Genomic DNA, 12,074 nt, shown 5'->3' on the forward strand with positions numbered 1-12,074 from the left:
ATGACAATTAAAGAGATTAGAAAATCCAGATGGTTTAAATTTTTTTCCAATATATATGTATTGGTGCTCACACTGTTTGTTATTTGGATGCTCTTTTTCGACACCAATTCTTGGTGGTTTACCCATAGGGAGCTCAATAATGAAATTAAAAAACTCCAACAACAAAAAATTCATCTGCAAAAAGAAATTGCAAATGATAAAAGGATTTTAAAGAATCTTAAAAGTAAGGAGGATCTCGAGAAATACGCCCGTGAAAAATATTACCTCAAAAAGGACGGCGAGGAAATCTACTTGATAGAATATCAAGATAGTATCAATAAGGATTAACAACCAATCGCATGGCTTATCATTGATAATTCATCTGGTGTGTTGCAAAAGGTTGTGAATTCAATACAAGATTATATCTTTAATCTCTAAAACTAACAACAATGCAAAATTCTCTATTTAGCGACTTTGATGAGATTACCGCAAAACAATGGAAACAAAAAATCCAATACGAATTAGAAGGAGAGGATTATAACCAGAGGCTTGTACATAAAACCGCAGAGGATATTAATATCAAGCCTTTTTACCAAGGTGTAAAAGAAGATGCGATTACCATGCTGCATCAAGGTTGGAAAATCACAGAAAAAATATATGTAAAAAACCCAAGCGCTTCCAGAGCTACGATCCTCAAAGCCATTGAAAATGGCGCGGAGAGCCTTTACCTAATTGTACCTAGCAAAGACATCTCCATCGAAGAGGTACTCCATCAAGTACCCTTAGCAGGGCTCGAGATAGATTTTGAATTTGAATTTCTCTCCGTTGATTTTATAGAGGCACTAATAAGTTTTTTCTCAGATAAAAAAGTTAAACTACATTTAAACTTAGACATTATCGGCCGATTAGCAAGGGAAGGAAATTGGTTTGACAACCAGAAGAATGATTTTGAGCAGCTCTCATTAATTCTTAAAAGAATTCAAGGAAGTAGCCAGGTTCAGAGTTCCATTGGTATCGATATAAGTCTATATCAAAATGCAGGAGGTACGATGGTACAACAATTGGCCTATGGGCTTTCTCATGCTAATGAGTACCTAAATTATTTTAGGGACGCTGCATTACATGTTAGCTTTCACAATAGCGTTTCGGGAAATTATTTCTTTGAAATCGCGAAACTTAGAGCGATACGTGTGTTATGGGAAAATTTGATCTCGGCCTATCAAATATCTGCTGAATTATCTATACACAGTACGCCTTCCAAGCGAAATAAAACTTTGTATGATTACAACCTCAACATGTTGCGTACTACCACGGAATACATGAGTGCTATTCTTGGAGGATCTGATCGCATTTCATTTCTCCCCTATGATGCGGTATATCACAAAGACAATGAATTTTCCAGAAGGATCGCACGCAACCAGCTGTTGATTTTAAAACATGAAAGTTATTTTGATACGGTAAACAATCCAGCCGATGGCACCTACTATATCGAAGAACTTTGCCGTGAGTTATGCCAAAAAGCATTTAAGCTCTTTAAGCAATTAGAGAAAGGTGGAGGATTTTTATCGCAACTAAAATCGCATCAGATTCAAAAGAAAATAAAAGAGAGTGCCAGCAAAGAAAACGCTAGTTTTAAGAAAAAGTCTACGGTATTAGTAGGCACCAACTTTTATGAGAATCCACAGGATAAGATGTCCGAGGATTTAGAGCTTTATCCATTTGTAAAGACCAATTCGAGAAAGACACTCATCGAACCCATTATAGAGAGACGCCTATCAGAGCAGCTAGAAAAACAACGCCTAAAGACTGAAATACTATGAATAGGAAAGACCTCCAAGAGCTTGAATTAAGCTTTGACAAGTTTTATAACCAAAAACCCACACAGGTTTCCAAGTTCAACACCGCTGAAGACATCCCTATAAAGAAACACTATACAAAGCAAGATGTTGCTGGGTTAGATCATTTAAATTTTGCCGCAGGTTTCCCTCCTTATCTACGGGGACCATATACCACCATGTATGTGAGAAAACCATGGACCATACGGCAGTATGCGGGGTTTTCCACAGCTGAAGAAAGCAATGCCTTTTACAGAAGAAATCTAGCAGCAGGTCAACGAGGGCTATCCGTTGCATTTGACCTTGCCACCCATAGAGGATATGATTCCGATCACCCTAGGGTCAATGCGGATGTTGGAAAGGCAGGGGTCGCCATCGATAGTGTGGAAGATATGAAGATCCTATTTGACCAAATTCCGCTGGATCAAATTTCAGTATCCATGACCATGAATGGTGCAGTGCTTCCCATTATGGCATTTTATATCATTGCCGCACGGGAACAAGGCGTAAGTGAAGATAAACTATCTGGTACGATACAAAATGATATTTTGAAAGAATTTATGGTTCGTAATACCTATATCTATCCTCCAGATCCCTCGATGCGAATTATTGCTGATATTTTTAAGTATACCAGTGGACATATGCCAAAATTTAACAGTATCAGCATATCAGGCTACCATATGCAAGAGGCAGGAGCTACCGCAGATATTGAACTTGCGTACACCTTGGCCAATGGACTAGAATACATTAAAACAGGACTATCCCAAGGGATGGATATTGATGAATTTGCTCCGAGACTTTCATTTTTCTGGGGAATTGGAATGAACCATTTTATGGAAATCGCCAAATTAAGAGCTGGCAGAATGCTATGGGCAAAACTACTAAGGCAGTTTCATCCAAAAAAAGATAAATCTAGCTCCCTTAGAGCTCATAGTCAAACCAGTGGATGGAGTCTAACCGAACAAGACCCCTTTAACAATGTGGCTAGAACGTGTATTGAAGCGGCTGCAGCAGCTTTTGGTGGCACGCAATCCCTACATACCAACGCTTTAGATGAGGCCATTGCTCTTCCAAGTGATTTTTCCGCTCGTATTGCGAGAAATACCCAATTATATTTACAACACGAAACAGGAATTACCAAAACCGTGGATCCATGGGCGGGAAGTTATTATCTCGAACGGCTAACGGCTGACATTGCCCAAAAAGCCTGGCAGCACATCAAAGAAATTGAGTCCCTCGGGGGAATGACCAAGGCTATAAGTTCTGGCATTCCAAAAATGCGAATCGAACAGGCAGCAGCTCGTAAACAAGCTCGCATCGATAGTGATCAAGATCTCATTATAGGAGTCAATAAATACCAGTCTCCTGAGGATGACTTTTTAGAAGTGCTCGAGGTTGACAACCACATGGTACGTCAAAGTCAAATCGAGCGATTACAACAACTCAAACAACACAGGAACCACGCCAGGGTTCAGGAGTGTTTAAAGAAAATTGAACAGGCAGCGCAATTAGGCGAAGGAAATTTATTAGCTTTAAGCATTGATGCAGCAAAAGAGCGTGCTACTTTAGGTGAAATATCCACGGCCTTAGAGAAGAGCTTTGGCCGATATAAGGCCGAAGTACAAACTTTTAGCGGAGTATACGCAAAGGAAGTGAACAAAGACACCAATTTTGAAAAAGCAAGAGCATTAGCGGATCGTTTTGCCCAGCAGGACGGCCGAAGACCCCGCATTATGATCGCCAAAATGGGACAAGATGGTCATGACAGAGGGGCGAAAGTAGTGGCAACTGGCTATGCGGACATAGGATTTGATGTGGATATTGGCGCCTTGTTTCAAAGTCCAGAAGAAGCGGTCAAACAAGCTGTTGAAAACGATGTTCACATTTTGGGTATCTCCTCCTTGGCTGGAGGGCACAAGACCCTTGTTCCAGAAATCATGAAAGCTTTAGAGGCCTATCAACGCGAGGACATTATGGTAATTGTTGGCGGGGTTATTCCGAAGAAGGATTATGAATTTTTGTTTGATAACGGTGTGGTGGCCGTATTTGGTCCCGGCACTAAAATAAGTGAGGCTGCCATTACCATATTAGAGATATTAATGGGCTAATTATTAATTAAGATATTTTTGTCCTAATTAAATTTTTCAATGTATATTTGTACCCAATAAAACGAGATATTTATGTTTTCAAAGGCATGTGAATACGGAATTAAAGCTGCAATCTACATAACGCAAAACTCGCTTCAAAACAATCGAGTGAGCCTAAAGGAGATAGCAGCTGAAATTGATTCACCTGTAGCATTTACAGCTAAGATCTTACAAGACTTAGCAAGAAATCAGGTAGTCACTTCCATTAAGGGCGCCCGTGGAGGTTTTGAAATTCACAATCCCGGAGAACTTAAATTATCCCAAATTGTCAATGCTATTGATAGCGATGATGTGTACAAGGGATGTGGTTTGGGTCTAGTTAAGTGTGATGAACTTAACCCCTGCCCTATTCATGATAAATTCAAAATCGTTCGCGAAAAATTAAAAGAAATGTTGGAAAATACTTCTTTAAAAGAACTCGCTCTTAAGCTTGATGATGGGACCACTGTTTTAAAGATTTAACAACGATTAAAAAAAAATTTAAACAGAAATAGGATATAATTGTCCTAATTAATAATACATAAGCAATGAACAAAGAACGAAAACTATGGATATTATTTTCGGCTGTAATGGTACTCTCTTTCGCAGTACTTGGTTACTACGGTTTCGAAATTTACCAACAGATGCCCCCTGTCCCCAAATCGGTTCAGACAGAAGATGGGACAGTAATATTCACCGAAAAAGAAATTTTAGATGGTCAAAATGTATGGCAAAGTATAGGAGGACAAGAAGTAGGATCCATTTGGGGTCACGGTGCGTATCAGGCACCTGATTGGACGGCTGACTGGCTTCACCGTGAGGCTTTACTGATACTTGATCAGTATGCCCAGGAACAATACAAGGTGAATTATCAGCAAGCAAACCCAGCGCAGCAAGCTGCCCTTGAGGTAAAACTTCAAGAATATATTAGAGAAAACACCTATGATCCAGCCAGTGAGGTAATATACATCTCCAAGGAGCGCGTCCTTGCAATAGAAAAATTATCACAATATTACTCCTCTCTTTTTACCGACGATCCTGAATTTGAAAAGCTCCGCCACGATTATGCTATCCCAAAGAACTCCATTAAAGATCCACAAAAGTTAAAGCAACTCAATGCCTTTTTCTTTTGGGCCACTTGGGCTACCGTTACAGAACGTCCAGATTCGCAAGTGAGTTATACCCACAACTGGCCAGCAGAGGATCTAGTAGGCAACAAGGCAACCACTGAATTATTATCATGGTCAGGAGTGAGTATCATTTTGCTTATTCTTTGTATCGGTATTATGGTGTTCTATCACGTAAGATCTGGTGGAGAAGAGGAAGTATTAGCCCCTGCCAGGGATCCGCTTTTAAAGCAGGGTATTACCCCTTCCATGCGACTTACTAAAAATTATTTCTGGGTGGTTTGTTTACTTATGGTTCTTCAAATGGTACTAGGTATCATCACTGCACACTACGGTGTTGAAGGTGACGGCCTTTACGGCATACCCCTAGATCAGTTCCTGCCCTATTCTGTATCGCGAACATGGCACACCCAATTGGCTATTTTCTGGATCGCTACAGCTTGGCTAGCTACTGGCCTTTACATTGCTCCAGCGGTCTCTGGAAAAGATCCAAAGTATCAAAGCCTAGGGGTAAACTTATTATTTATTTCCCTTTTGGTTATTGTGGTGGGTTCCATGATCGGTCAATGGATGGGAATCATGCAAAAATTAGATCTAATTGATAATTTTTGGTTTGGACATCAAGGTTATGAATATGTTGATCTTGGAAGATTCTGGCAGCTGTTCTTATTTGTGGGCCTATTTATATGGTTAGCCCTTATGATTCGGCCACTTATTGCTATAGTTAGACAAAAAACAGCCGAAAAGAACCTTATCATTTTATTCCTTATTTCTTGTTGTGCTATTGCGTTGTTCTACGGTGCAGGTCTTATGTGGGGTAGACAAACCAACTTAGCAATTGCAGAATACTGGAGATGGTGGGTAGTTCACCTTTGGGTAGAAGGATTTTTCGAGGTTTTTGCAACGGTAGTGATTGCATTCCTATTTGTGAGACTCGGTCTCTTAAAACCCAAAACTGCAACCTTAAATGTGCTTATTGCAACGATTGTATTTATGTCTGGAGGAATTCTTGGAACCTTCCATCACTTGTACTTCAGTGGAACTCCAACCGCTGTTATGGCACTCGGTGCGACCTTTAGCGCTTTAGAGGTGGTACCTTTAACGCTTATTGGATACGAGGCTTATCACAACTATAGAGTGACCAAATCAACCCAGTGGATTAAGGATTATAAATGGCCTATCTATTTTATGATCGCCGTGGCATTTTGGAACTTCCTAGGAGCTGGGGTCTTTGGATTCATCATTAACCCTCCAATTGCGTTGTATTACATTCAAGGTTTGAACACAACTGCTCTGCATGCACACACGGCCCTATTTGGTGTCTATGGAATGTTAGGTATCGGTTTAATGCTCTTTGTCCTTAGAAGCTTATACAGAAATGTAAAATGGAATGATCGTCTGATAGGCATTACTTTTTGGACATTAAATATCGGATTACTCGCTATGGCTCTTTTAAGTCTACTTCCTATTGGAATTTGGCAAGCCGTTGAGAGTATAGAAAAAGGTATGTGGTATGCGAGGTCTTCCGAACTTATGCAACACCCGACAATGATCACACTTAAGTGGCTCAGAACCATTGGGGATGTAGTATTTGCAGTTGGAATTCTTAGTTGTTGTTATTTCGTTTTCGATCTAACTATTAAAAATAAAATAAATTCAAAATAGAACAGTCATGGAAAATTTAATGAATGAAACCATTGGTCAAGTTGTAGCAGAAAATTTTAGAACTGCTGCCGTATTCTACAACCACGGAATCGATTTTTGCTGCCGAGGTAATAGAGTTATAAATGATGTATGTGAGAAGAAGAATATCGATCCCAGTAAATTGGAAGCCGAATTAAGAGAAGCGCTAAATACCGCTGGAAGAGGTGTGGATGATCCAAAGACTTGGACATTGGCAAAGCTCATCGATCATATCGTTCCTACACACCACAGATACGTTGAGGAAAAGACTCCAATCCTATTGCAATTCCTAGCCAAGCTTTGCAAAGTGCATGGAGAGGCTCATCCAGAACTTTTTGAAATCAACGAGCATTTTCAATACACTGCAAGTGACCTTGCCGCACATATGAAAAAAGAAGAACTCATGCTCTTCCCACAGATCAAAAAATTGGAAAATGCCAAAGAAACTGGAACTTCATGGACTCCTCCAGGATTTGGAACAGTAAAAAACCCAATTGCAATGATGATGCAAGAGCACGAGGATGAGGGCGATCGATTTGTGAAGATTAGTGAACTATCCAATAATTATACTCCACCAGCGGATGCGTGTAATACCTATAGAATTACCTATGCCATGTTGGATGAGTTTGAAAAAGACCTTCACAGACATATCCACTTGGAAAACAACATTCTGTTTCCAAGAGCTATTGAATTAGAAAGTGCTGTGGTTTAAAACCCATCTAAGCCTCATTAAAAGCGCTCTAATTTAATAGAAGCTTCAAACGAACAAATTAGTTTTGAGTTTTTGTTCCAAGGTTTGTTCTGCCATAAGTGATTCTATTTTTACCCTAGAATCACTTATGGTTTTCTAATTTAAATTAAAAACTCCTGGTCTAAAAAGAAATCTTTTGGGCTGCCACTGAACCACTATAAAGGTAACTTTCATACCTTTATAGCTACTGTAAATCATCCTGAAATCTCATTGTAATGGAAAAGAAATTTATGGGTCTGTGTTTTAGTAATTTTCTAATTGCTGCAACACTAGGACTATTTCTTAGGTTCTTGTATATCTATCCCACCACTGGTTTTAATTTTAAATTTTTAACCCATGCGCATTCGCATATCGCTATGTTAGGTTGGGTTTATTTATCCATTCAATGTTTTGTAGTGGGTTGGTATATCAAAGGTTCCTTAAAAAAATACAAGCGATTATTCTGGGTCACCCAACTAGCTGTTGTAGGGATGCTTTTAAGTTTCCCTTTTCAAGGATATGCTGCCATATCGATTAGCTTCTCCACCCTTCACATCTTCTGCAGTTATTTCCTGGCCTATTATTGCTTAAAAGAAATCAAACCTATAAATCCCGCCAATAAATTCATGCGCTGGGCGTTTATCTTTATGATACTCTCTACCATAGGAGTCTGGTGTCTAGGGCCAACGGTTTCTCAACTTGGAAAATCCTCCCCATTTTATCAATTGGCCATTCAATATTTCTTGCATTTTCAATTCAATGGATGGTTTTTATTTGCAGTGCTTTCCATACTATTGAAAATACTAAAGGTACCCAATGGGACACTGACTGGTAAAGTGTACATTCTTGGGATTGTATCCACCATACTGACCTTTGCTTTTCCAGCAAGCTGGTATTTGGATTTTGACATCCTTTATTGGGTCAACGCCCTTGGAGTGGTATTGCAACTTATTATGCTATATTACCTTGTTAAGTTACTAAAACAGCCTCTCTCTACTTACCTAAGAAACAAAAGTACGCTGACAAAAAACTTATACCAATTTGCTATTTTTAGTTTTATGATAAAGGTCGTGACCCAAGTATTTTCAATGGTGCCCTTTATTGCAGAACAGGCACATCTGTACAGAAATTTAGTTATTGGCTTTATTCACCTTTTTATGCTAGGAATCATCAGTAGTTTGCTTTTTGCATATTTCTACCGAAGCCTAAAAATATCCGCCCCATATTGTTTTAATTGGGGGTCTTATTTATTTCTTTTAGGAATCGTAATAACAGAACTATTACTATTCACTCAAGGATTAATCTATATCCTTAGATTAGGTGCCGGATTACCCCAATATTATTTGTGGTTATTTATAGGAAGCGCCATATTGGTGCTCGGCATCCTTTTAATGCTGATCAGTGTACTGCAAAGTTCAGTACTAAAGGGCAGCCTTGATAAGGCATCACAAACAACCTAATCTAAAGAAATAGAGACATTATTACATAGCAGAAATCGCTTTTTCTACTTGCTTGACAATGGCATCTGGACCTACGTTGATTCCTTCCTGCTGAAAAACTAGTTCTCCTTTATCATTAAAGACACTGATAATATTGGAGTGCGAGAAATCGATGGGTGAAATTCTGCGATAATTAACCGCTAACACCGCTGCGAATTCACGCGTATTTGCCTCGGATGAACGCAGAAACACCCATGGCTCCTGATCCATATGGTTTTCAATAGCAAAGGACTTTAAACGCTCTGGGGTATCTGTTTCTGGGTCGATACTGATCAGTAGCATTGTTACCTTATCCAATTGATCCTCTGGCAGACGCTCCTTTATAGTTCTCATATCCGCCACCAAACGTGGACAGGCTATTTGGCATGAGGTGTAAATCATTACAGTAACCAATACTTTTCCACGGTAATCTAAAAAATTAACAGCCTCACCGTCTTGGTTGGTCCACTGTGATGGTAAATTGTATATAGACATATCAGAGATCGCCTCATCATTACTGACCACATAGGTAGGTTGATCATCGTTTTGTCCTTTTTTATCTGTTGCAGTGTTGCATGAGACAAGTAAACTCATCAACACTAAAACCATCATTTTATATCGATTCTTCATAATATTATTTTCAACCACTTAATTAATATCTGAGGCACACCGAAACCCTAGGTTCTTTACCGCATAGCGCGCCTTAATACTTCCTCTAAAAGCATAGCGCATAAAGGCAGCATAGTTCATCAAATCGGTAGCACCAATGGATGCCGCCCCACAGAAAAGATTCTGATCACTATCTACATCACGACGAGACTCACCTGAGAGCATCACAGAATTATAATCCATGGTCCATTCCCATACCAAATCATGCATATCATAGACGCCCCAATAGTTCGGTTGCCCTTGTCCAACACTGCGTTGAGCGGTGTTTGGCGTTTCATACCAGGATAAGATTTCCTCGGTGTATTTCACATCCTTTCTTGCATCCTTTTTAAACGCATCAGCCATTGCTACATACTCCCATTCGTCTAGGGTTGGCAGCCGTTTACCTTGACATTCACAATAAGCCTTAGCGGCAAACCAGGACACATAATTAACTGCCGCGTTTTCATTGAGCTCATCTCCTAGCACTATATCACTTTCCCAACTCTTTAAATACCCATTATCCGCGAAAATTGATTTGACATTCGAGCGTTTCCACATAGGATTCTTCTTTACAAATTGAAGGTAATCTTTTAACCTAACAGGATACTTATCAAGAAGAAAAGCATCTACTTGAACAGCCACCGTATCATTGCCGTAAAGTGGGATATACGTTCCCGTTTCAATACGCGCCATAGTCGTTTCCTGGGCTAAGGTTGCGCTAGTGATCAGTAGACATATTCTTAAAACACCATACTTTTTAAATACTGCCATCATAACCATCATTTGTTTAGTGTTGAACAATCCAATAAAACAGTAATGTAACGTAAATAGCTTATAAAAGGGGCAGTAGAATCACATGAACCCCAAAAAAAGCCCCTTTTATATTATTGATCACTATTCTCCTGCTCTAATTTTCGCTACCATCTCTGGAGTAACACGTACTTTTGAATTATCCCAACTATGGTAAATATAGGTCAGTACATTGGCAATTTCTTCATCGGTAAGTCCCTGACTAGGCATTACGTTATTATACGTAGCGCCATTTACAGTAATTTCTCCTTGCAATCCTTGTAGAACCACCTTAATACTTCGATCCACATCATCATTTAAGTAATCGGAAGCAGCTAATGGAGGGAACACATTCTCGATTCCTTGCCCCTCTGCCTGGTGACAAGCGAAACAGGTAGTCATGTAGACTTGTTTTCCATAGGTCATTTGATCCTCTAAATCCATTGCAGCTGGAGGTGGAACGACCTGATTATTCGAAGGTAATTCTTGAATTGTACCTCCTTCCGGCTGATAGATTCCTTCTCGTAGTTCTCCTGAGAACACTTTTAGGTTTTCATCCCCAGAGACTTGTAGTTGTGCTAAGGCTCCTTTGTTAAATGCCCGGAAGACAGAATGATCCAACAACACATAACTTCCTGGTACATTCACTTTAAATTCTACAATAGCAGCACCTCCAGCGGGAATCAAGGTTGTTTGAACATTTTCATTGATCAAATCACCACCTTCCACATGAACTCTATCGAAAATCTCACCAATCACATGGAAAGACGATACCAGATTAGGACCTCCATTTCCGACATACAATCGAACGGTCTCACCAGCTTTAGCTGTGATCGCATTTTTACCAACCATTGACCCAGTGTTTCCATTAAAGACCACATAGTCTGCCTCTTCAGCCATAGCCTTTTCCATATCGAATGGTTGAAGTCCTCTTTCACCAGTTTTTCCCTTGGTATAGAAATCCCCTTGCATGATATAGTACTCCTTATCCACTGGTGGCAATCCTTCTTCAGGTTCCACTAAAATCAACCCGTACATTCCGTTAGCGATATGCATCCCAACAGGCGCTGTGGCACAGTGGTAGACAAATAAACCAGGATTCAGGGTTTTAAATGAAAATGTCTTTTCATAACCAGGTGCTACAAAGGAAGATTCAGCTCCACCTCCAGGTCCATTCACAGCGTGGAGATCGATGTTGTGTGGCAACTTGTTGTCGGGATGATTCTTTAAAGTGAACATGATTTCATCCCCAACCTTTGCGCGGATAAAACTTCCAGGGACGGTTCCCCCAAAGGTCCAGAAAACGTATTTTACTCCATCAGAAAGTTCCATTTCCTTCTCCACAATCTCCATATCCACAATTAACTTTTTAGCCTTACGCTTTGCGGTGGGTTTAGGTACATAAGGCGGTGAAGTAAGATCTGCTACCATTTCTAATTCCACGTTAGAGTGCTCTAAGTCTACGGTTTCTTCCTTCTTAGTAGAGCAAGAAAATACCAGTAGCAGACAAACTAAATATTTAATGACATTACTCATAATAATAACAATTTAATTAGGATTTTAATAAATAGGACAACTTTGTCTTATTTGAAGCAAATATACGCTGAACCCTACATAAAAAATATGATTTAAGTCATAACATATAAATGATTTTAAAGTCAAAATTTGATAAATTA

At 39.5% G+C, this 12,074-nt stretch carries 10 protein-coding genes; 7 read left to right on the plus strand and 3 right to left on the minus strand.

The window, feature by feature from the left end:
• The 7 genes from VKY50_RS01565 to VKY50_RS01595 all read left to right on the plus strand — a co-directional run bounded on the left by VKY50_RS01565 (position 1) and on the right by VKY50_RS01595 (position 8,940).
• Entirely contained in the window at positions 1 to 327 is a 327-nt protein-coding gene (locus VKY50_RS01565; RefSeq protein ID WP_324298152.1) for an FtsB family cell division protein, read from the plus strand.
• A 101-nt stretch (positions 328 to 428) separates the two neighbouring features.
• Positions 429 to 1,799: a methylmalonyl-CoA mutase subunit beta gene (locus VKY50_RS01570; protein WP_324298154.1), complete on the plus strand. Its 1,371-nt coding sequence runs from the start codon at positions 429 to 431 to the stop codon at positions 1,797 to 1,799.
• The gene (gene scpA / locus VKY50_RS01575; protein WP_324298156.1) at positions 1,796 to 3,922 is read left to right on the plus strand and encodes a methylmalonyl-CoA mutase; all 2,127 of its coding nucleotides are present in this window, start codon (positions 1,796 to 1,798) and stop codon (positions 3,920 to 3,922) included. Before VKY50_RS01570 ends, scpA begins: the two co-directional genes overlap by 4 nt.
• Positions 3,923 to 3,994: 72 nt before the next feature.
• Complete coding sequence (locus VKY50_RS01580) at positions 3,995 to 4,423, plus strand: RrF2 family transcriptional regulator (RefSeq protein ID WP_324298158.1); 429 nt, start codon at positions 3,995 to 3,997, stop codon at positions 4,421 to 4,423.
• 65 nt (positions 4,424 to 4,488) lie between these two features.
• On the plus strand, positions 4,489 to 6,732 hold the full coding sequence (locus VKY50_RS01585; RefSeq protein ID WP_324298160.1) for a nitric-oxide reductase large subunit: 2,244 nt from the start codon (positions 4,489 to 4,491) through the stop codon (positions 6,730 to 6,732).
• 7 nt (positions 6,733 to 6,739) lie between these two features.
• Positions 6,740 to 7,462 (plus strand): iron-sulfur cluster repair di-iron protein, encoded by a 723-nt coding sequence (gene ric / locus VKY50_RS01590; protein WP_324298162.1) that lies wholly within the window; start codon positions 6,740 to 6,742, stop codon positions 7,460 to 7,462.
• Positions 7,463 to 7,716: 254 nt separating this feature from the next.
• Entirely contained in the window at positions 7,717 to 8,940 is a 1,224-nt protein-coding gene (locus VKY50_RS01595; protein ID WP_324298164.1) for a hypothetical protein, read from the plus strand.
• A 21-nt stretch (positions 8,941 to 8,961) separates the two neighbouring features.
• Here the strand turns inward: VKY50_RS01595 and VKY50_RS01600 are convergent, their stop codons facing one another.
• From VKY50_RS01600 to nirK, 3 genes are all read right to left on the minus strand, one after another.
• Complete coding sequence (locus VKY50_RS01600) at positions 8,962 to 9,588, minus strand: SCO family protein (RefSeq protein WP_324298166.1); 627 nt, start codon at positions 9,586 to 9,588, stop codon at positions 8,962 to 8,964.
• Positions 9,589 to 9,606: 18 nt separating this feature from the next.
• A complete protein-coding gene (locus tag VKY50_RS01605) occupies positions 9,607 to 10,389 on the minus strand; it encodes a formylglycine-generating enzyme family protein (protein WP_324298229.1) in 783 nt (260 codons plus the stop codon).
• A gap of 114 nt (positions 10,390 to 10,503) precedes the next feature.
• Positions 10,504 to 11,934, minus strand: a complete 1,431-nt coding sequence (gene nirK / locus VKY50_RS01610) for a copper-containing nitrite reductase (protein WP_324298167.1) — start codon at positions 11,932 to 11,934, stop codon at positions 10,504 to 10,506.
• Between the last annotated feature and the right edge of the window lie 140 nt (positions 11,935 to 12,074).

Source organism: Galbibacter sp. (assembly GCF_035306585.1).
Lineage (GTDB): Bacteria > Bacteroidota > Bacteroidia > Flavobacteriales > Flavobacteriaceae > Galbibacter.

What these genes read in the sequence shown, in the direction of transcription:
- VKY50_RS01565 (WP_324298152.1), top strand. Translation starts at nt 1, where the DNA reads ATGACAATTAAAGAGATTAGAAAATCCAGATGGTTTAAATTTTTTTCC.
- VKY50_RS01570 (WP_324298154.1), top strand. Translation starts at nt 429, where the DNA reads ATGCAAAATTCTCTATTTAGCGACTTTGATGAGATTACCGCAAAACAA.
- scpA (WP_324298156.1), top strand. Translation starts at nt 1,796, where the DNA reads ATGAATAGGAAAGACCTCCAAGAGCTTGAATTAAGCTTTGACAAGTTT.
- VKY50_RS01580 (WP_324298158.1), top strand. Translation starts at nt 3,995, where the DNA reads ATGTTTTCAAAGGCATGTGAATACGGAATTAAAGCTGCAATCTACATA.
- VKY50_RS01585 (WP_324298160.1), top strand. Translation starts at nt 4,489, where the DNA reads ATGAACAAAGAACGAAAACTATGGATATTATTTTCGGCTGTAATGGTA.
- ric (WP_324298162.1), top strand. Translation starts at nt 6,740, where the DNA reads ATGGAAAATTTAATGAATGAAACCATTGGTCAAGTTGTAGCAGAAAAT.
- VKY50_RS01595 (WP_324298164.1), top strand. Translation starts at nt 7,717, where the DNA reads ATGGAAAAGAAATTTATGGGTCTGTGTTTTAGTAATTTTCTAATTGCT.
- VKY50_RS01600 (WP_324298166.1), bottom strand. Translation starts at nt 9,588, where the DNA reads ATGAAGAATCGATATAAAATGATGGTTTTAGTGTTGATGAGTTTACTT.
- VKY50_RS01605 (WP_324298229.1), bottom strand. Translation starts at nt 10,389, where the DNA reads ATGGTTATGATGGCAGTATTTAAAAAGTATGGTGTTTTAAGAATATGT.
- nirK (WP_324298167.1), bottom strand. Translation starts at nt 11,934, where the DNA reads ATGAGTAATGTCATTAAATATTTAGTTTGTCTGCTACTGGTATTTTCT.